At 39.1% G+C, this 22342-nt stretch carries 18 protein-coding genes; 5 read left to right on the top strand and 13 right to left on the bottom strand.

Translation table 11 applies throughout. From position 1 onward, the window contains the following. Positions 1–84 precede the first annotated feature (84 nt). From L9Q39_RS13895 to L9Q39_RS13870, 6 genes are all read right to left on the bottom strand, one after another. Positions 85–2019, bottom strand: coding sequence for a hypothetical protein (locus L9Q39_RS13895; protein WP_237485709.1), 1935 nt, complete (start codon positions 2017–2019; stop codon positions 85–87). Between the two features lie 329 nt (positions 2020–2348). Then, positions 2349–3131: a DNA-binding transcriptional regulator KdgR gene (gene kdgR, locus L9Q39_RS13890; RefSeq protein WP_237485708.1), complete on the bottom strand. Its 783-nt coding sequence runs from the start codon at positions 3129–3131 to the stop codon at positions 2349–2351. A 616-nt stretch (positions 3132–3747) separates the two neighbouring features. Then, the gene (locus tag L9Q39_RS13885) at positions 3748–4893 is read right to left on the bottom strand and encodes an MSCRAMM family adhesin SdrC (protein WP_237485707.1); all 1146 of its coding nucleotides are present in this window, start codon (positions 4891–4893) and stop codon (positions 3748–3750) included. A gap of 536 nt (positions 4894–5429) precedes the next feature. After that, positions 5430–6644, bottom strand: coding sequence for a right-handed parallel beta-helix repeat-containing protein (locus L9Q39_RS13880; RefSeq protein ID WP_237485706.1), 1215 nt, complete (start codon positions 6642–6644; stop codon positions 5430–5432). 333 nt (positions 6645–6977) lie between these two features. After that, entirely contained in the window at positions 6978–8762 is a 1785-nt protein-coding gene (locus L9Q39_RS13875; protein ID WP_237485705.1) for a sodium:solute symporter family transporter, read from the bottom strand. A 545-nt stretch (positions 8763–9307) separates the two neighbouring features. Beyond that, complete coding sequence (locus L9Q39_RS13870) at positions 9308–10126, bottom strand: sulfite exporter TauE/SafE family protein (RefSeq protein ID WP_237485704.1); 819 nt, start codon at positions 10124–10126, stop codon at positions 9308–9310. Positions 10127–10275: 149 nt separating this feature from the next. Between L9Q39_RS13870 and L9Q39_RS13865 the strand changes: the two genes are divergently transcribed. From L9Q39_RS13865 to L9Q39_RS13855, 4 genes are read left to right on the top strand one after another with little or no spacing between them, the layout of a single operon-like run. Then, positions 10276–10905, top strand: a complete 630-nt coding sequence (locus L9Q39_RS13865; protein ID WP_237485703.1) for a Crp/Fnr family transcriptional regulator — start codon at positions 10276–10278, stop codon at positions 10903–10905. Continuing rightward, positions 10902–11267, top strand: a complete 366-nt coding sequence (locus L9Q39_RS13860) for a YidH family protein (RefSeq protein ID WP_237485702.1) — start codon at positions 10902–10904, stop codon at positions 11265–11267. The genes L9Q39_RS13865 and L9Q39_RS13860 overlap by 4 nt, the downstream gene beginning before the upstream one ends. Then, positions 11264–11542 carry a DUF202 domain-containing protein gene (locus L9Q39_RS20700; RefSeq protein WP_354004654.1) on the top strand — a complete coding sequence of 93 codons (279 nt, stop codon included), beginning with the start codon at positions 11264–11266 and terminating at the stop codon, positions 11540–11542. The genes L9Q39_RS13860 and L9Q39_RS20700 overlap by 4 nt, the downstream gene beginning before the upstream one ends. Continuing rightward, positions 11542–12828 carry an anaerobic sulfatase maturase gene (locus tag L9Q39_RS13855; RefSeq protein WP_237485701.1) on the top strand — a complete coding sequence of 429 codons (1287 nt, stop codon included), beginning with the start codon at positions 11542–11544 and terminating at the stop codon, positions 12826–12828. The genes L9Q39_RS20700 and L9Q39_RS13855 overlap by 1 nt, the downstream gene beginning before the upstream one ends. Before the next feature lie 106 nt (positions 12829–12934). Here the strand turns inward: L9Q39_RS13855 and L9Q39_RS13850 are convergent, their stop codons facing one another. The 5 genes from L9Q39_RS13850 to rhaB are packed head-to-tail and all read right to left on the bottom strand — an operon-like array spanning position 12935 to position 18145. Next, positions 12935–14308: a sulfatase family protein gene (locus L9Q39_RS13850; protein ID WP_237485700.1), complete on the bottom strand. Its 1374-nt coding sequence runs from the start codon at positions 14306–14308 to the stop codon at positions 12935–12937. A 47-nt stretch (positions 14309–14355) separates the two neighbouring features. Then, a complete protein-coding gene (gene rhaM / locus L9Q39_RS13845; RefSeq protein WP_237485699.1) occupies positions 14356–14670 on the bottom strand; it encodes an L-rhamnose mutarotase in 315 nt (104 codons plus the stop codon). Positions 14671–14681: 11 nt separating this feature from the next. After that, positions 14682–15494: a rhamnulose-1-phosphate aldolase gene (gene rhaD, locus L9Q39_RS13840; RefSeq protein WP_237485698.1), complete on the bottom strand. Its 813-nt coding sequence runs from the start codon at positions 15492–15494 to the stop codon at positions 14682–14684. After that, positions 15494–16759, bottom strand: coding sequence for an L-rhamnose isomerase (locus tag L9Q39_RS13835; protein ID WP_237485697.1), 1266 nt, complete (start codon positions 16757–16759; stop codon positions 15494–15496). Before L9Q39_RS13835 ends, rhaD begins: the two co-directional genes overlap by 1 nt. 12 nt (positions 16760–16771) lie before the next feature. Beyond that, entirely contained in the window at positions 16772–18145 is a 1374-nt protein-coding gene (gene rhaB, locus L9Q39_RS13830) for a rhamnulokinase (protein ID WP_237485696.1), read from the bottom strand. Positions 18146–19121: 976 nt separating this feature from the next. On the opposite strand from rhaB, the gene L9Q39_RS13825 reads away from it, so the two are divergent. Further along, positions 19122–20621, top strand: coding sequence for a BNR-4 repeat-containing protein (locus L9Q39_RS13825; RefSeq protein WP_237485695.1), 1500 nt, complete (start codon positions 19122–19124; stop codon positions 20619–20621). A gap of 74 nt (positions 20622–20695) precedes the next feature. Here L9Q39_RS13825 and L9Q39_RS13820 read toward each other — a convergent pair whose 3' ends face one another. Next, positions 20696–20953, bottom strand: a complete 258-nt coding sequence (locus L9Q39_RS13820) for a hypothetical protein (protein ID WP_237485694.1) — start codon at positions 20951–20953, stop codon at positions 20696–20698. 368 nt (positions 20954–21321) lie between these two features. After that, positions 21322–22002: an oligogalacturonate-specific porin KdgM family protein gene (locus L9Q39_RS13815; protein WP_237485693.1), complete on the bottom strand. Its 681-nt coding sequence runs from the start codon at positions 22000–22002 to the stop codon at positions 21322–21324. Positions 22003–22342 lie beyond the last annotated feature (340 nt).

Raw genomic sequence — 22342 nt, 5'->3', positions numbered from 1 at the left:
CGCTCGCTTTTGAAGAACCTTGCCCCCTCAATCCTTAATAGAGTTTGAGTTCAGTTTCCCATAAAGTCATTAGGCTTGGTTGAGCTACTCCATGCTCACACCTGTAACCAAGACTAAAATATCATCAAGAACCTCAGTCTCACCAACATAGATTCCCCACCTGAAACCAATTTCTTCAGTGCGTTCAAATTGACCACTGCCAACCAAATCGCCATCAATGTACATTTCATAATCCAAGCCATCATCACGAACTTTCAGATCAAATGGTCGACCAATAGCATTGTCACTGATTTTAATTTTGTCACCGATACGTGGATAAAACCATAAACTGCCATCACCATGAACCCTCAACATTACTGACCAATGGTCAACATTATTGCCTTTGGCTTGAAACAAAGAGCAGTAATGTTCATTCACTGGTTCTGCTGAGCAACCTTTTGCTTTTAATATGGTAAAACGTGCAGAAAACTCATGCCAAACACCTGGTTCCGGTAACCAGCGATCTTCAGGACTATAAGCTTCAACTCGAGCTGCTAGCTCTCTACTATTACTAACATTCTCTTCGTCTTTAAATAAACGGAAAATTTGAGTATTACTATCCTCTTGATACCAACGACTCCATAAATGAAACTTATCTTGCATAATGGATGAGTTACCAACAGTATGTATACGGTATTGATTACTCTCGCTATTGATTGGTCGATCGCCATAAGGACCTGTTTCAACTGCCTCTTGGTTTATTACAATAAGAGAACCTTCGACACCTGCTGAAGTAGCCGTTTGTAATGGTAGTAAAGCTTCCGTGGCTAATACCTCTGACCAAGTCATATCTGAACCTTCTTGATCGTAAAACTGACTTATATCAATAGGTTGTTCTTGTTGCTGGGTGATTACAGATGATTGAGTTGTTCCAGAATGATAACCACCAACACTACCGCCTGTTAAATCTTGACCACTGCTATAACTCTCAAAGTCATCAGAAAATACCACGGTTTGAGAATCATTTGAGTAAACTTCCAGATTATCCACTAAAAATTCATAGCGACTTGTATGTGAAACATCACCAACACGTAAAGCAATGCGATCAACGGGACCATCTACTACAGCATAATTAACCGTCTGGTTGGCGATAGTTTCCCCTTTTTGCATGATCGTAAATGTAAATTCGCTATTGCTCCAGATCGTTTCAATTGACATAGGTACGCCAAATGTAAATTTACCAACTTCATCAGAAAACCCAGGGTTCCCTACACGATAACGAATTCTTCCTTCACCTTCTGCAGCAGGATCATTATCCAATACAATATCGCCGTAATTTTTCCCGGGAGTGAAACTACCATTGAAAATACCTACGTAGGCATAATCGCGCTGTTCGTCACCGACCTCATCATCGGTGTTGAGACGGACAATTGCATCGAATGTGAATTTGCCGGAGTCAACTAGCCCTGATGGAAGTACAAAGCGAAGCTCACCAGAAGTCGTGGACAAAAGATCCTCAATTCTAGCTGCTTTGGTTTCATATACATTGTCGTCGGCTTTATCAACAGCATCACTTACTGTTTCGTCATCAGAACGATCACCACCAACTATTTCACCAAAATTCCCAGCATCAATTTTTAGTTCATTATTCGCGACTGAATATGTACCGGAAACTTGCATATACTCATTTTGATCTAATGTACCGTCTGAAAAAGCACCGGCTTCATAGTAATTGAAAGAGATTGTTTTACTATCTTCGTCATACAAATAGTCTGAATATTCAACTTTATAAGTTCCGTTTTCTATATCATCATAATAGTATTTCAATTGTTCATCAGAGAACAAGTAAATGTTAGGTAAATCTTCTGATGTGTTTGGTAGTGGTTCTACACCTTGAGACGCTAATTCCCAAAGTACTCCTGTTAACTGACCATTTTCAGGAGGGATAATTGACCCTTCATTTGATTGGTCACTACTATTGCAGCCTGAAATTAAGATAGAAGTAAATAATATAGAAAAAGAAAAACGATTTGTTATCATATAAAATCCTCACCCAATGTTGTCGTCAAGTTTAATGTGAATCTAAATTTGAAAATCAATTTAATAGACCAACCTAAATCAAGATAAAAAACAGAGATTTATTTTGTTAATTATAAAATTAAAATAAACTTTGCACTGACACCAAAATAAGTTCAATGTAAATAATTGATAATTGTTGCATCAATATTTGCCGGCAATACTCTAATACTTGGTGGCTCATACCTTGCTTTAAACTATAAGCGGTTATTCATTCTCGATAATTGCATCATGAAACGTCACTTCATCGGTGTGTTTCGTTGCGAATAAAAGCAGCGTAATATGTTATAAAACTACGCAGGATAGTTATGATACCCGAGATTCTTAGATATATTGCCGCCCGCATTGTGTAGCAATGCAATATAGTCGTGTTTTCTTTTTTCGTCGAATCGAATCGTTGGAAAAGATACTGAAATGGCGGCGATTGTTTGTCCGAAACGGTCGAAGACAGGAACTGCGATACATCTCAAGCCAGGTTCTTGTTCTTCAATATCTTCTGCAAAGTGCTGACGCTTGACTAGCCTTAGTTCGGCTAAAAGCTGTTCCACAGTCTCGTGCGTTTTGTCTGTGTGCTTTTTGAATTCTACGGGAGCAAGTAATGCTCTTACTTCTGCTTCAGGCATGTAACCCATAAGAACCTTGCCAATTGCTGTATTATAGAGAGGGTTACGTCGACCAATCCTAGAATGCATTCGTAGATGATAGCTTGAGTCTACTTTATGTAGATAGATAACAGATTCTTCATCGATAGAACCAAGCTCAACAGTTTCATTGAAAGCCTCACAGATTTCCTCCATCTCTTTGTGAGCTAGGTCTATCAGGTCAACATGGTCGAGTGCTTTTGAGCCAAGCTCGAACAACTTTGAAGTTAAGGCGTACTTATCTGCTTCACTCTCCTGATGCACAAACCCTAATGTTGTCATCGTTTTCAGAAAACGATAGGTTGTCGCTTTCGATATCCTCAATTGTTGAGAGAGTTCAGATACACCGGCTTCTTTTTGGTCAGCTAAAGCCGAGACAATATTAAATACCTTTAGTACCGAGGCCACGGATTCAGGTTGAGTTAATTTTTCCATTCTACGCTCTTACTTTAGTTTTGCGTTGATCAGGGCATCACGACCATGATATTGCGGACAGTTTGAAGCATATAACTGCCTTTTAAACTACTAGAAAATATGTCATCTCGGCATTGGAATTTTTCCTGGTTAGAGCTGATACGTTGCTTGGACTCTTTCAGTTGGTTCTCTAATTGATGTGTTTGATAAAGATTATGTAACTCTTGCTTTAATGCCAAGTTTTCCATTTTTATTTTTTTAATCCAAACATTTAGCCCTCTTTCTATCATCAAAATCACTATTTCATTTTGATAAATATTATTCCTGATTTAAAGGGTAAGTTTTGCACGATTGACAGGCAGATTTAGTCCTAATCTTTTTGTTCCCAGTAGAACTTAGTGGAAAGTTAAATTTAAGTGTAGATTTGATGCGAGTGATTTTTTATACAGTTCACTATAGATTACCACATTGAACAGCAGTTTTAATAACTTAATGTAATTAATAGAGAGACGATAAAAGGGAGTTAACAAAACTATTATTGTTAACTCCCTTATAAATCAAAGGTAATATTTTCTGATAAAGATTATTTTACCTCGCTTACAATTGCAATGATAAATATAACACGACTCTAATTAACTTATTCACTGAGCAAACTAACCACTGTTGCCTGGGCACTTTCACCACGATAGTTAGAGGTTTCGGCTAAACCTTGTCCGTCGCTATAACTTTCAAAGTCATCTAAGAAAATTACTTTTTCTTCATCGTTTGAGTAAACTTCAAAGTTGTCACCTAAAACTTCAAAACGACTTGTGTTTTTGACATCGCCTATTCGAAAAGAAATGAACTTAATCGGACCATTTACAACAGCGTATGGAACAGTCTTATTGGCAACCTCAACATCGTCTTGATTAATTACAAATGTAAATTCGTCGTTACCCCACGTCGCTTCGATTGAAAGAGGTTCACCAATGTCAAATTCACCAACTTCGTCAGAAAATGTTGATTGAGAATCACGATAACGAACCATACCTTTTCCATCTTCATCAGATTTATCACTCAACACGATCTCGCCATAGGTCTTACCTGTTGAAAAGCCTGTATCATAAAGCGTCACATAGGTATTGTTACGCTCAACTTCAGGTGCTTCATTGTCAGTATTTACACGGTAGATTGTGTCTAATTTGAACGTGCCAGAACTGATTCCATTATCAGTTGCAAGTGCAATACGAAGGTCACCAGCAACTTCTGATGAAACATCTTGAACCTTAACAAGTTTGTTCTCACCTGAGTCTGAGTCTGCATTCTCAACAGCATTTTTGACATCATCTCTGTCAGACAGGTCATTACCAGCCAATTGCCCGAAGTTATCGGTATCAATAATCAGTTGTTCATTTTCAAATGCGTATTGACCAGAAACTCTTGTAAACTCATCACTATCTAATACACCATCTGCAAATGCATCGTCATCGTAGTAATTGAATGTAATGGTTTTACTTTCTTCATCATTCGTAATATCAGAATATGCAACTTTATAAACACCATCTACTTGATCATCATAATAATATTTCAACTGTTCGTCAGAGAAGTAGTAGACATTAGGCAGGTTTTCTAATGTGTTTGTTTGAGAATCAACGTTCTGAGATGATAATTCCCAAAGAACTCCAGTTAGGTCGCCATCTACGGGAGGATCGATCGGGTTCGGATTTGAATCGTCATTGCTATTACAACCAGCAAGCAAGACTGAGGCACACAATATAGATAGCGCAATTTTGTATGATTTCATATATTATTCCCATCTAATATCAAAGTTAAATACAGCGCAACTCTTATACCCATAGTAATTAATAAAAGAGTTGTTTTAAAGTTCAGCTTCCGTTAATAACACTTATAATACAACGTAGATAATTGGCATGTGTAACACCAATTTTTGCCAAAACGAATGAATGCCTTACAACTCCATCAGAATAAACCACAAGCTATTGAATTCTTGTGATTAATCTTTATTTGGTCTAATTCTTCAAATCATTGAAACAATTAAATGTTTGACCAAGAACAAATTTGGAACAGCGTTAAAAACCATCCTTTAGATATTAACCCTCGCTTTAGGGAATGGAAACGCACCCACTATCTACAACTTACCTTAAAAAATCTCATGTTTTTTGAATAATAAATATAATTCCTCCTGAGTGTAAATTTGATACAAACTTGCATATTATCCTATAAATATTTTGCTTAAATAAAACTTTAGACATATTCCTTCATCGGCTAAGTTTTATTTAATGAGCCTTTCAAAAAAGAAAATCTCGTAACTAGGTCTTACTATAACAATATCCTATTTACCCACTTATCTAGTCTTGAGTAGCTATTATCCTCGATAACCACATTTGTTGTCTCTCTGCCATCCTCCGGACGGAGTACAATACCCCACGTAGTCGTGTCCTTTTCACGTGATCCATCTTGTGTGATGCCGTTTATTATATTGTTTGAAATCAAGTTACTACCCTGGACACCATTAAGCGAAATCCCTTCATATTGTTGACCGTATTTGTTCGTTGGTATAAGGGAGTCGGCAACAACTGAACCTAAATTATCTATATGATTATTGTCAATAACCACGTCGTTGGCTCTTTCTACACTAATTGGTCTAACGGAATTTGACACACTATTATTAGAAATATTTACGTTTGTTGCAGTCCAGCCGTCATACACTCTTTTTATGCTTAAACCCACAACGACATCATGCATTATATTACTCAGCATTTTTATATTGTCAGCACCACGTTTGCTAGTGATTCCATCATAAGCCCTTTCCACATAATTATTGGTTAATGTAAAGTGATCGCCATACTCCCCGGAAACCCCACCAGCTGAAACATAAATTGCTGCGTCACGAACTCCAAAGAAGCTGTTATTTCTGATTATCGCTTTCAATGCTCCCGTCATTAGAATGCCGCTATCTCCGCCTGCCATATAGTATGGTTCAGTGTCATTTTCAGTTCCGATAAAAACAATATTCTCTATTAGTAACTCATTGAGTTTGCTTTTTCCTGCGCTAGTAGCCCCTCTAACTGAAATAGCATCTGCAGTTTGTTTAGTTCCTTCTCTCCCGATCGGTGTCTTATAAGGAAGTGGCACTACTGTAGATACTTTGGCTTTAGCCATATTAAATGTACCGCCTGACCATTCAAAGTTCGCCATAGCACTCGCACCACCACATTCGTCTGATTTAGTAGAGTGAGTATCGAAACTAAACATATCGCCATCTAGCTGCTCAGTAGCTAAAAATTGGGCATCACTAGCGTCAACTTTAAGGTCGTTCCTCAAATATACTTTTGTATCCTGAGTGATGTAGTAAGTTCCAGTAAGTACCAACTCAACACCTGTATTAGTAGCTTGTTGTAGAGCTGCTTGAAGCTTACTTGTATCGCCTTGGGGGTTCACTGGAACAGAGGTACAGTTTTCAGCGGATACCGAATTTGATGCTAAAGTGATAATAAAAAGGGTTGTCGTTGTCATTGAATTATTGAAGTTCATAGTTTTTCTCTTATTTTGTTTCAGTTACTGTTTTTCGGTGTGTTATTATAATAACAGATAGTCAAGGTTTCGCTTTTACTATAATTTATTGTAACAGACCATTCTGCAAGAACTTTCATTGTCTATATGTATGTCAATATTTGCAAATGACCTTGATAGTTGAATAAATCAGGCAACTTAGAACTGGTCAACTGAATAAATCGTCACGACTTAGCATAATAAAAATAACATCGGAGATTAACAAGTAGAATGTAATATCAGTTGACCGTTTATCTAAAAACCAAAAAACCCTTAACGAGAAATAACTCATTAAGGGTTTTTATCATTTTATATTTATGCTACTGCAGACTCTTCTTTTACTTCAGTGGTCTCGAGTTCACGTTTAGATCTAACCAACAATGTACCAATTAGTGCTAAAATAGCAGCAATAATAACAAACAACATTCTTCCCCACAACGGGTTAGGGACGAGTGTTAAACAAAGAATAAATACTGATGCTGTAAGTACCATTTTACCTAGTACATTGTTCTGTTTGTTGTCCATTGCTACACTCTGTAAACAATCTTCAACGACAACTTCGGTGTCCACATTGGTGAAGAATTGCTTAACTTCAGCTTCACGTTTTGCGGGCAACCCCTTGTAAAAGAACTGAGAACAAACAAAGAACGGAAGTGTGATCGACATATGTCCAATCAAGCCTAGCGTTACTGATTTCATCTCTGTGTATTCGCGCGATGTAAGTGGCTGCTCTAATCCGAGAATCGATTGTAGAACTTCGGGTGTTAGAACAAACGCAATAAAGCCAGAAACACTCATACCTACGACGACTGTACCCCACCCAGCCCAATCAGGTGTTTTTCTTACAAAGAAACACATAATCGAAGGAATAAGGATTGGAAAACCGATCAGGGTACTGACTAACATAGTTAAATCAAAGAGACCGAACTGTTTCAACGACGTTAGGAAAAGAGCTGCAATAATGATGACTATACCGAATAGTGCTGTAAGTAATTTACTCACAAAAATCAGGTGTGATTCGGAGTTATTTTTACAGAAATATGGTTGATACACACTCTTAAGAATAATACCCGCATTACGATTTAACGCCGAGTCCATCGAAGACATGGTAGCAGCAAACATTGCAGCGAGCATCAAGCCAACCATTCCCACTGGCATTTCACGACTAACAAACATGAAGTAAGTCGCATCAGCTACTTTATTACCTAAGCCAGCTAAGCCCCAAGTACTTGTATCTGGGTAATGCGCCGCTACATACCAAGCAGGGACAAACCATAGCAGTGGACCAATAAGCATTAAAGTACCCGCTAGAACAGCTGCTTTACGTGCATTTTTCGTATCTTTTGCCGCGATGTAACGGTATGAGTCCACCATGTTATTAGTGCTGAAAAATTGTTTAATGAACATGAAGATAAACCAGCCAACAAACAGATACGCGTGGTTGTATCCATCACCAATGAATGGTTGCTCGGGAAGACCCGCTTCAAGAAGTGGTGTTAAACCTCCAGATTTCCATATCGCAACACCACCAGTGACCAAAGTCATTGTTGTTAGAATGATCATTTGCATGAAGTCCGATGCGATTACTGCCCAGCTGCCACCCACAAGAGACATAAACAACACAACAGAGCCAGCAACTATGATCGTTAGCTCTAAAGGAAGCCCAATTACGGCACTAGTGAATACAGCAAGCGCATTAATCCAAATGGATGCTTGGAGAACACTCAGCGGCACATTAGCCCATGTAAAAATCTGCTCATTCACTGGACCTAGTCGCATACGAACGCCTTCAAGTGGTGTTTCCACTCGCATTTGGCGTGCTTTCGCAGCAAAAAATAGGTAATTACACAAGTAACCAAGAGCATTTGCATAAAAAACTGTCGTCGCAACCGCAAATCCTCCAGTTAATGCTTTCCCCATGTGTCCAGTAAAAGTCATGGCGCTGACTGCCGTCATGAACGATGTCGACCCAACCATCCACCACAGCATTTTACCGCCACCACGAAAATAATCACTTGTGGAGTTACTAAAGGATTTAAACAATACCCCAATTGCCACAAGGAAGCCAAAGTAAACCAGTACGATTGCTATATCAACCATGTTTCTTCCCTTTCATTTTATTTTATTTCAACGTAATTTATTTTAACTTGTTCGTTTTTCCGAACATTAACAACAAATTTATATTTAGAATATATAGGTGACATATAAACAATGTAAAAAATGATACATTCTACACAACTTATAAATTACCCATGTACCATATGTGGACTAATTTAAATATCAATTATAACCAACATAGCTAACTTACTTTTTCTGGCTCATAAATGTAATGGTAATTTTTGGTAATTTTCAGGGCAAATTTTGCATAAAGATCAGCTTTGTTGCACAACTCAGTTTAGTCGTAGAGGCTATCTAAAACGTGACGTCACATCGATCGTTCAAAAAATGAATGAACTAACGTTAGTCAGTGGTTTGATAGTAAGGTATCGGCATGAAACAATAGAAAGAGAGAGTCAAATCATTGTTATCTATAGATAATAGTGATTCGATGAATAATCCCGCGACGCTATGTCAGATACCCATAATTGGCAGCATTAGAACTTCGTTATCGCATTATTTTTACACCGAAAGATTAGTTTCTCTCATTAAAGTGCCAAGTAAGCAATTAAGCTGACCGAGATGACTACCATAGTCGCTGAATAAACGTGGCGCTCCGACATACGCTTCATCAAATAAGCAGATATGGGAACACCAACAAATGAACCAATAAAAAAGAGTATTGCCGTATTTACATCCGACTGTCCACCTTTCGCATATCCTGCAGCTGCGATTGCTGACAAAGACAATGCGAGAACTACTGAAGAGCCAACGGCTTTCTTAATGTCAAGATGCAGCACGTTGTTGAGCACCGGTAGAAGCAGAACACCACCACCAACACCAGTAGAACCTAAAACTGAGCCACAGAACATACCAGACATGATAGCTTTTTTGGTGTTTGTCTTTGGGTTTGAAGTTACGGCAGTATACCCGACCGCAGCGCCCTTGTATTTTGAGAACACTGAAATCAGTGAGCCAACCATTACGATCGTAACAAGCCAAGTAATCGTCTGCTCCGTCGCTTGGGAATAATACGGATGTGTACTGAAGTAAACCACCATTTGTGTAACAACCAATGTGACCGGTACCGCACCGACAAACAGTAACGCTATCTTATTCCAAGACACGTTGCGCGCCTTAATATGAATCAGTGAAGCGTTAATCTTAACCATTGCAGAAATCATACTTGCTGTACCTACCGCTAACACAGGAGACATACCGCAAAACAACTGTAACATTGGTATTAACAGTACTCCTCCACCAACGCCTGTTAACCCCAGACACAACCCAAAAATGCTTCCAAGAAGCAGCTTCAAAACCACTGCATCCGCAGACCATACGTCCGTCAACAGATCATAGAACGGCATAAACCCTCTCCTTAACGCTATAAATAAAACATCTTTTCAATTAAAACAATCTAACGTATCAATTAGTTTTTGGTTTATGGCGTTGATCATATTTTGGCTTTTTTTTTTGCAGTACACTAACCCTACATATAACACGTAATGACGATCGTATGACCATACCAATACCACCATCACTACAACAAATGACAACTAGGCTCAATGTCAGCAAACGTGAAGCCGTGTACTTCAGCAATACTAAGGCATCAGGATTTTATCGGGTTGAAAGTGGGTTTATAGGGCTTTACCAGATAGCAGATACTGGGAAAGAATCATTGTTGAGGTTATACGGGAGAGGTTCATACTTTGGTTATCGTTCTCTGTTTACCAATCAGCACTATCCGGCTACTGCCAGGGCGATGGAAAACAGTGTTATCAGTAAAGTGAATATCCATACTTTTGAGGTATTGCAACAACTATCCCCCTCTTTGAACAAAGCTCTAACGACCGAAGTCTGCCAAGAGTTGGGAGAAGCGGAGCGACGTCTTGTCCAGTTCAGTGCTTTCAATGCTAAAAATAGAATTATCGATGCCATACAACATTTCTTCACATACTACCCCCATTACCCATGGACTTACCGTGAGATAAGCGAGTACAGCGCTACTGACGTGACGACTGTGATTCGTTTTTGTAAATCACTAAAACAATCAGGTGCACTAAGTGAACACCATCGTAAACCTCACCCTCTAGACCTATCAAAGTTGGATAGTGCTAGGCAGATGTTCAAGGAATCCGCCAAATGAAAAAATTGAGCCCGAAAAAGACGTCGTGGAGAGAACAAGGGATCGCACCTGATTATCGCTTCTCGCTCGCTAACGAACGTACCTACCTAGCTTGGATTAGAACATCACTAGCCTTGTTAGCAGGTGCAATTGCTCTCGATCAACTTACACCAGATCTTGCTAATCCATTAGTGCGACTATTGATTTCTTGTTTCTTATGTTTCTGTTCGGGAATAGTCGCTATCTATGCTTATCGACGATGGTCTCGTAATGAACAAGCGATGAGGCTAAACCAAGAGCTGCAATATACGTCGAATATGAAAATCATCAGTTCGACTATCTTAGTTCTCACCTTCATTATTGCCTTAGCAATCACTTTATGAGCGCCGTTAAAGGTCTGCAGTTAGAACGAACTGCCTTATCGTGGTTAAGAACTCAGTTAGTTCTGTTTGCAATCGGTGTTGTGTTGCTAAAAGTATCGGTGTCTGATTCGGCAACACTCCCTTATTTATGCGGCGCTGCGGCAATGCTTGTTGCAATAGTTTGCTCTCTCTCTCACGCTAGGATCATCAAACTTTTTACTTCAATAATAATAGTACTGATAGCGGTTACATACGCTCTAACAATGCTATCGGAATACTTCATAGGAAAAACATAATGAACCAAATTACTAATTGTCATGTGATGGCTAAGCCATCTGGATCGGTATGTAATATCGATTGTGACTACTGTTTTTACTTAGAGAAAGAAAAACTCTACCCTGATAGACAGAAAAACTGGCGTATGGATAACGCAACGCTTGAGACGTTTATCCAGCAATATATTGCGGCTCAGCAGAGCGATAATGTTCAGTTCGCATGGCAAGGCGGAGAACCTACCTTACTCGGAGTGGATTTTTATCGCTCCGTTGTTCAATTATGCGAACGTTATCAAGGCAACAAAACGATTTCTCACGCATTTCAAACCAATGGAATTTTGATCAACGATGAGTGGTGTGAGCTTTTCAAACAAAACGATTTTCTAATTGGCGTATCTATTGATGGTCCTGAGGATATGCATGATGCCTATCGTACTAACACCAGTGGCAAGGGTACCCATAGCAAAGTAGTCGAAGCTATTGAACTATTGAAAAAACATAAAGTCGAGTTTAATACTCTCACTGTTGTCAATGATAAGAACGTAAAACACCCTCTCAGGGTTTATCAATATTTAAAAAGCATTGGTTCGAATTTTATCCAATTTATCCCATTGGTAGAACGACAAGAATCTAACCAGTTAACAAACGATAGCTGGTTGGTAAATCCTGACCAAAAACACGGTAACGTCACTCCTTGGTCCGTCAAGCCAGATGATTATGGTCAGTTCCTCAATACTATCTTTGACTACTGGGTAACCAAGGATGTGGGTCGTATCTTTGTGCAACAGTTTGATACCACATTAACCACTTGGATTGGTCAACCTAGTCCAATATGCGTATTTTCGCCTAGGTGTGGGCATGCGTTTGCCTTAGAAGCGAATGGCGATCTATTTCAATGCGATCACTACGTATACCCAGAATATAAACTAGGTAATATTCACGACCGCACGATCCAATCAATGAATAATAGTGAAGAAGCTATTAACTTCGGACTAAACAAGTCAAAACAACTCAATAGTAAGTGTCAGTCATGTCGCTATCGATTCGCCTGCCACGGCGGCTGCCCGAAACATCGCTTTTTACCTGGACCAACGGGGGAACTCGACCATAACTATTTGTGTGAAGGCTATTTCAGTTTTTTCGATCATTCTCAGCATGCGATGGCTTACATGGCAAAACTGATAAAGAATGACCAATCTCCCGCCAAGATCATGGGGCAACTTGCTGATAAACCGACTGAGAAAGTTGCCAGAAATGACGTTTGCCCATGCGGTAGTGGTAAGAAATACAAACGCTGTTGTGCATAGACGACAATCCAACTATTGAAACACTCAGCCTGGTGACAAAAAAGTCCATAGTGGTGACACTATGGACTTTAGCCGTGAACATATTAATGTGCGTTAGCACAATCAATTACACTTCCATGATTTCTGGTTTCTTGCCTTCAATGCGATAGATCTCTTCAAGTAGAAGTTTTCGTAGCATCTCTTTAACCGGCTTCAGGTCCTCACTGGTCACCAAATTTTCCAACTGATTAGGATCGTCAACCAGATTGTACAAGAATTCTTCTTGGTACACCTCACTGTGTTTTTCTAGTAACCCACTTTGATCCGGAGCTGCCACTGAGTACGTCCATGTATCGGTACGAATAGCACGACCAATTTGTGATTCACTGATCTGAATGAAGCTAACATTGCTCCTTTTAGCTTTATCGATATACAGATCTTGTAACGGCTGACCTTGCATATAGCTTGGTACTTTAATTCCTGCAGCCTTGAGCAGAGTTGGAACCACATCAATGATGCTCGCGTGGTCATCAATCACCTGACCTGCTCTCGCTCTTGGATCGTAAATCACAAAAGGAATACGAATCGAAGAGTCATGGCATGAACGCTTGTATTCACCATTACGTGTCTTGAAGTGAGAACCGTGGTCACTCAGATAAACAATGATGGTGTTATCATCTAATCCTTTATCTTTTATCGCTTGACGGATTTTGCCCACATTTTGGTCAAGATTGTTACAACAACCTAGGTAGTCTGGGTACTCTTCCGCCCAATCACCATTAACAAAAGGCTCTAGATCGCCAGGGACTTTAAAGTTGCTCCATTTCTCTTGCGATCCATGTGGACCTTCATAGGTCTTTCTATCATTTTGATGATGCGGTTCTAGATAAGACAGGAATAAAAAGAACGGCTCTTCTTCTTGGTAGTTATCGATGTAATCGGTTGTCAGATCCGTCAAAAAGTCTGCACGATAAACATCTTCATCCCAACTTACCTTGTTACCATCAATGTCGAACATATGTCCGCCATAACCATGCGATGTGCCTTCTAGAATATCCGAAGCAATCCAGAAATCTTTATAGCCACCACGATACTGTTTTGGTATCGCCGTGAAACAGTTATCGATTATTTCGCCTGAACTTTCAGTCGGTGCCGCAACGACAAAACCTTCATGAGCGGTATTGTTTGAGGCAAGGTGCCACTTACCGACATAACCGACACTATATCCTTCATCGGACAAAAAGTGAGCCACGGTTTTTTGACCTTGCGGGAGGATGATATCGTTTCGGAAGCAACCCGTCTCCGTTGGATACAGACCGGTTTGCATTGTCGAACGTGTAGGACCACATACAGGGTTAACTGTGAATGCGTTTTCGAACATTACACCATCACGTGCAAGTTCATCAAGATTAGGGGTCACTGGCAGTTCTTGACCATAACAACCTAACGTATCCCAACGCTGTTGATCGCTAAAAATTACGATGATGTTCGGCTTTTTCATATTTACCTCTTGATACTTTATTGTTTCTTCGCGTTCGCTAATCGTAGTTACGCTAGATAAAACATCTCTGTTAACTCTACGGACTTAGGGCTTCTATCTGGATTCGTTTCCATAATATCTTCCATATAACGCCACCACTTTTGACAAGCATCAGTTTTTGAAACGCCGTTCCATTTATCAATGGATTCTAACTCGACATACCCGAACAAACAACCAGTATCTTCGTCTAGAAAAATCGAATAGTTGCTAGCACCAGCAGCTTTAATCGCCTCAATTAGTTCAGGAAAAACATGACCATGACGTTTTTTGTATTCTTCAAACTGACCAGGATTGACTTTGAGTTTAAACGCTTTTCTAATCACCTAACGCCTCCTCAAACCAGTGCTTTTTCATTCAACTTCACATTGAATGCAGACTCGAGCTGTTTGAACTCTTCTGGCTGAATAGTCTGTCGCTTACCACCCATAGCCAGAACTTTTACCAATATTTCCGCAGCCTTCTCCGCAGTATCCATCAAACCAAACGCCAGACTTAGATCTTCAGCTGAGCAGAAAGTACCGTGATGCGCCCAAATAGCAACGTCATACATCTTCATCAACTCACTCGTTTCTTCAGCAATGGCTCGACCGCCTGGCACCATCCAAGGAACAATACCCACGCCTTCTGGGAACACTACTGGACATTCAGTTGCCATCTCCCATAGCTCTCGAGTAAACGTTTCGGCCTCGAGCGGTAGAACGAATGTAAGCGCAATTAGGTTCGTCGTGTGAGAGTGCATCACCACTCGGTGCTGCCCACCCTTAGTATCAAACTTTACTGAATGGTTCATTAAATGCGCCGGCAACTCACTTGTTGGCTTCGCATCATTGATGAGACCCCACAATATTTTGTATTGGGCACCGTCTTCTGAAACTTGAATAATGCCAGCATTTTCTTCTATACATACTTCTACGTTGCGAAAATACTTGCCACTCCCAGTGACGATAAAGTATTCATTTGCTAGGTTAGGTACTTTTACACCAATATCCACCCATGACGTCGGCTCACTAAAAAATGGACTAGCCTGTTCAACTTCTGATTGAGTTAAACGATACGACAGGTTGCCACCATTGCGTTCATGCCACCCTTTTAACCAAGCGTCTTGTGTTGTCTTTTTAAACTCTTGTATAAATGCTAGCTTTTCCATTATTTGCCTCGCTTAAATTGAACGTTTTGCTCATAGATCTCAATCGACTTAAACCAATCTTCATTTGCCGGAACATCGTTGATTTCACAAAAGTAGTTCCAAATATCACCAAGTGGGTAAGTTTTTAACTCTTCCATCAGCACCAAGCGCTGTGTAAAGTCACCCTCATTTTGAAGCTTAGTCAGCTTGTCATGTGGCATGAGCATCGCTTCTAGTAGCGCTTTTTGCATATTGCGAGTACCTAGTACCCAAGCAGCGACGCGGTTAATACTGGCATCAAAGAAATCTAAGCCTAGGTATACGTTATCTAAGCTGTCAGTACGAACCAGTTCTTTGGCAATTTCTTTTACCTCATCATTTAGCGTAACAACATGGTCACTATCCCAACGTACCGGGCGAGTGACATGTAACGCGAGTTCATCTTGATAAAGTAGCATTGACGAAATCTTGTCTGCTACGGATTCAGTTGGGTGGTAATGACCATTATCCAACAAACACAGCTTATTGTTGGCGATGGCGTAACCCATATAAAACTCGTGCGAACCGACAGTATACGACTCAACACCAATACCGAATACTTTTGACTCTACGGAGTCTTTGTTGAATTGCTCATCAACTTCAACAGCAAAAATTTCGTCCAGTGAGTCTTTTAGACGTTGACGTGGTTCAAAGCGATTGCTTGGTGTGTCTTTATAACCGTCTGGGATCCAGATATTGGTTAGACACGTTTGCTCTAACTCTTGACCAAAATATTCACCAATCTTACGCGAAGCAATGCAGTGTTTAATCCAGAAATCGCGAACCCCTTTATCTGGGTGAGACAGTGTCAAACCATCGCTAGCGTTTGGATGTGAGAACAGGCTTGGGTTGAAATCTAGACCGAGATCACGCTCTTTAGCCCACTCTACCCAACCAGCAAAGTGTTCTGGCTTTAGCTCATCACGATCAACAACCACACCATACGTTTCCGCATATAGGGCATGAAGGTTAATTTTGTGCTTACCAGGAATGAGGCTTAGTGCTTTATCTAAATCGGCACGTAGTTCGTGCGCATTAGTCGCCTTACCAGGATAGCTACCCGTAGCAGAGATACCACCAGAAAGTTCATGAGCCACTTCCTCAAAGCCAGTAACATCATCACCCTGCCAACAGTGGATAGAAACTTTAACACGTTTTAGCTTCTCAAGAACGGCATCAACATCAATGCCCCATTTAGCGTAAAGTGACTTACTCTGTTCGTATCTATTTTTTAAACTCTGTTCCATGATAATTCCTAATTAAATGCTGTTTCTAATATAGTTCTTTGCTTGTTTTAAATGAGTAATTTCGCCCATTGATAACATTTGCACGATAATATTACCTACACCAGTAGCTTCTACTGGGCCGACAATAACTTCTTTATTCGTTTCCTGTTCAATTAACTCGTTAAGAAGCTGATTTTTACATCCGCCGCCAATAATATTAATCTTATCAACGGTTCTGCCAGTAACACTGACTAATTCTTCAATATAATGGTGGTAAGACTTTGCCAAACTTCGGTATACACAAATGCAGACTTCACCTATTGTTTTTGGGTGGTCTTGCCCTGATTCCTTACAATAAGCAACAATTTCTTCGATCATGTTTTCACTAACAAAGAAGCGTTCATTATTAACGTCGATTACTGATTTAAATTCACTTGCTTCTCTAGCAAGTTCCGCTAATTCTGCATATGAATATCTGAAATCTAGTATCCTTGACACCTCTTGAACTATCCAAAGTCCCATTATGTTCTTCAAAAATCTAAATCGCTTGTCGTAACCACCTTCATTAGTAAAATTACTCTCAAGCGAAATATCCGAAACGATCGGTTTCTCGAGTTCGATGCCTAATAGTGACCACGTACCAGAACTCAAAATGACACCATCGTCTTCTAGATCAAGAACACTCGCGATAAACGCCGATGCTGTATCGTGTGTTGCTGGTAATACGATCTCACAGTCAAACCCGACTATCTCTTGTATTGATGTTTTTAGGTTACCAATTCGATGTCCTGGATATTCAGGTTTACTGAAAATGTCAGCACTGATACCGCATACTTCTAATAAATCTTTGTCCCAATCGCCATTACCAATGTTTAACATTTGGGTGGTTGTTGAATTGGTATACTCGTTAACCTTCAGACCTGTAAGTAGATAGTTAATATAGTCAGGGATCATTAAGAATGATCTAGCCTTGCACTTATCTTTGATATCCAAAGAACTCATCTGATAAAGGGTATTAAATCCCATAAATTGAATAGCGGTTTTATTGTATATTTCACGTATTCCGACCTGTTCACAAATTTGGTCCATAATACCTTTTGTACGACTATCTCTATACGAAACGGTGTTACCAATGATATTATCTGCGCTATCAAGAAGAACAAAATCAACGCCCCATGTATCAACCCCTACACTTTTTGGTATTTTACCTATAGATACACATTGCTTTAATCCTTCAATAACATGACTAAAAAGCTTATCTAATTCCCAGCAAAGTTGACCGTCAACAGATGAAAGTTTATTTTCAAATCGATATATTTCTTCAAGCACTATTTGTTCATTTTCGATATATCCCAATAAGTGCCTTCCACTAGAAGCACCTATATCGACTGCCAAAAAGTAATTCATAACAATCTCCTAGTGTTTTATTAAATAATACAAGAAAAAGCAGTCGACAAAATGCTATAAATTGCCCTTAATGGTGTCATTTTTTGCAGAAAGCATGCTTAGTAATAAGCTCAAGATAAAGCCTCCTAACTTCAAGCACTTCAAGCCTTTAGAGTTCATATTCCACATTATTTATAGGGTAAGAGTATCACCAGCTTGTGCATTGTATTTATTTGAACTCAAAGAGACTGTGAACAATTGCTTCAAACGAATAGCACGCCAGCCCCGGTTGATCAGACAGTTATCCCGCTGATGGCAGTGAGTGGTTTGGTCCCGAAGCTATGGTATAAATCACAATCGTAAGGGACTGTTTTCGTACAACGATATTTTGGCTCAGTATCCGCTATAAGATCAGAAAAGAAATGAACTGATGATGCTATGTTCAGTTCATTGATAATGATTTGTTGGTAACAAACAAAAATAAAAACCAGTTACCAATAGGTGGTAACTGGTAAACGAGACTCTACGTAAATGAGGGGGGACGTAACAACATAATTACTATATAAAAGTAATTTAATTAGGGTTTATCTTCATGCTAGGTAAATAATAGACAAGTGACTATGCCCATTTTAGCCAAATATACGGTTTATTTTTGCCAATTAGTTAAAATAAACGAATTTACCTATGGAAACATACGCATAGAATTGTGACTTTACTCACCATAATTATGTAATAAAATCCTTTTGATACGAGAATGAAAATCAAGCGATTATGTAGCCCCTAACAAAGATTGTAACAGTAACGAACTACTTAAGGCATAATTAAAATCTCAATATATAATATAAATAATGACTAATTTAATCTTCCGACGCAAAATTTGCCCTATAACATTCCAAAAATTAATGTTGAATCATTCATCGGTAATCCGTAGATTTTAATATGATAGTTTTGTTACGAATACGATTTATTACTTAATAATAAAACATAAGGAATATTGATGAAAATTACTAATGATAACTTATCGAATAAACCACATCGTACCGCCATATCGTCTAGATTTAAAAAACATATGCTATTGTCTTCAATAATATTATCTGTTGGCACCACACCATTTAGCACTTTGGCGGACCAAAATACCACAGATAAAGAGCAAATGGTTGATTACTTTGCAAACAATGGATTTGGAAATTCTCTTGCAATAGTTCAAGCCCCAGCAGGGATATATGAAAACGGCATTACCTATCTTACTTATCAAGGTGATCTAGAAGATCCTTATGTAGTTTCATACAACCACGAGACAAAGGAATGGCAGGGACCGATTAAAGCTGGGTTCAGTGAATTGGGAAAAGATAATTATTGGGCACCTTCTGGTCGCGCCATAGATAATCACGGAAAGCCCACCATGATCATTGACGATCTTGGTTATATCCACATTTTCTTTGGAGGTCATGGGGGTAGTGCACGCCACGGCGACAATCCTTTAGGCGATGTTCATGATGGTAAAAATAAACATATTGTTTCTAAAAAACCACACGATATATCAGATTGGTTGGAGTTAGATAATATTCCTCCTTTTGGAAACTACAACCAAGCAGTAAAAATGGATAATGGTGATATCTATCTATTTTATCGCCATGGTGCTCATGAGAGTGATTGGGTATACCAAAAGTCCACAGACCATGGTCGCACTTTCGAAGAGCCTGTTTCATTCCTTAAGCATAAAGAACGTGACGACGTTGATGCTGTTGATAGTTGGTATGCTTGGGCAGTAAAAGGTCAAGGCGATGACATCATCATTACCTACGATTACCACCTATGTTGGAAAACCCATGCAAATAATGGTAGAGGACATACTACTGAACGACATAATGCCTATTATATGGTTTTCGATACAAAGAATGACACATGGCGAAATGTAAAAGGTGAAACTTTTGACTTGCCCGTCACTCGTGAATTAGCCGATGAAAAAACACTTGCTCTAGACACTAAAGATAAGTGGACTTTTAACGGCTCTGTTCATTTAGACCAAGATGGTAATCCTCATATTGGAACAAACATTGGCGTCGATTTGGGAGTTAAAAAGACCGGTGGTCCAAAACAGACTTCTCACGTTACCTGGACAGGTGAGGAGTGGGTAGGCGGAAATCCAGTCAACCCATCTGCCGTAAACTGGGGCGTTGACACTCGTGGTGATTTCTTTATTTCGTCACCACAAAAGGTGACCTTTGCACTAGGGTACAAAGAAAAGGGAGATGGTGTTATTTCTTATTTTTCTTCTGAAGATGGCGGCGAGACTTTCGCAAAAGGCAAAGAACTATTACGCAAACCTAAGTCTGGTTGGTCTATTTCCGCTATGATTACCAATGCCCACCCAGATGCTCGACTCTTTGTGGCAGAAAAAGCAAGAGGAGAGAAAAGATGGAGAAAGATGTACCTTCTCGGGGATAATGGTCCGATCCAGCGCTCTTTAACAGACGCAAACACTCGAACTAAATAGAGAAGACAGGTAAAGCCTCAACTCATCGATACCAAGGTGGGTTGAGGCTTTTGCTTTTAACCGCTATTTTGGGTTTAGTTTGACGCCATATAGATGGCTAAGTCTACATCGTAGTCATACTTTGCTTCCATACTCAGATTATTACACTCTTCAGAGCTCAGACTCCAAGATCGGTTCACAATTCTAGAACCCATTTCGTCAAAAAACTGCACTTGCTCCTGGGTATTGTTTGACGCTATAGCAACACCATACGCCTCACAAACATTTTGGTCTGTCATTGCATAAGCGCTCAATGACATACAAACTGTAACTACTGCAACAACTAATCTCATATTTTATCCTTACTTCAATGGTGGGTTTCATTAATAAATTTAGTCAACATCACAATTTTATCAAAAAATATTTTTCAATATTACCTATGACAGCAAATATAAACACTTAAAAGGGCTAAAATAGCCTGAGACGCAGTGTTGGGATGAACGGAAGGACAATAGAATTAATTGTAAACTCGTGGTATCTATTGCTTTGTTGAGGCAAACAATATGACGGAGGTGCAAATACCAACTGGTAGTATTTTTCTTATTCTAACTGCGTAACCACTAATAGTATTGAACTACTATGTTTATTATCCTTAAAAAGCAGGCTCTCAAAAGAGAGCCTGCTTTTTTTTAAATGTAAAAACCAAATAAATTACTACAAGTTAGAAGCTATATAAGAAGCCTACCCTTGTTCGAAGTTGGTAGTCCTCTGAAACATTGCTAACTGGAACGCCTGAAAAAGTAACAAATGGAGTCCAACCCTTAGCAACTCTGTAATACGCTTTTAGTTCAAGCAATTGTTTAAAGTCATGATGGTTATACTGCTTTACATTGTCTAAACTCTTGAAATAATCATATTGCAAACCTAAAGTTAACGCTTTTACTTTATAATTTAAATTAAATTGATATTGGCTTTTTTCGGCAGTATCACTGTCGTTATTACGAACAAAAAACTCATGCTTATACTTCAGTTCGGTAGACAAACCACCGCCAAGCTGGTAACGAAAACCCAGTTGTGGTTTCCACATCAGACCACTAGTTGATGATGTCACTTGAAGTTGTGGGGTTAATCTTATCGTGTCATTAACGTCGTAACGATAACCAAGCTGCACCTCACCACTACCCAACTGATATGTACTTAACGTTTTGCCCTTATGAGAAACTTGGGCGCCGAAGAACGTATTACCAGAACTACCACCGATTTTAATTAGCGTGGCATTTGTATTTTGCGGGATATTCGGATCAGACAAGCGCTCTTGACGGACCATCAACGTCGCTGAAAAAGCAGAAGTACTTAAAAGTGTGGATGCCACTACCAATGTTATTAGATTAAATTTTTTCATTTATCAATTCCCTTAATTTATTACTTTATAGCCAAATTTATTAATGGACTCTCTTTGACTTATTAAAAACTTTAGGTTGTCTACGATTTTATTTTCACAAATATACACATCAGTTGTAAGGACTATCTTTGTTAACAAACAAGACAATTTCTGCATATAAACTCGACAAAACAATCAAGATAGTAAACTCTATATTTGTATTACAATCTTACAAAAATCGGAGGTAACGCCTACATCAGCACAGTACAATACGATTTATTTAATTTAAACATGACAAGAAAAGGATATAAAACTTCGTTTCTATTTTCTACTCAGTTATAAACAATATTAATTCCGTTTT

The sequence above is a fragment of the Vibrio hippocampi genome (assembly GCF_921292975.1).
GTDB classification, from domain to species: Bacteria; Pseudomonadota; Gammaproteobacteria; order Enterobacterales; family Vibrionaceae; genus Vibrio; species Vibrio hippocampi.
The sequence above is the reverse complement of the archived record's forward strand: the minus strand, read 5'-3'. Positions and strand labels throughout refer to the sequence as shown.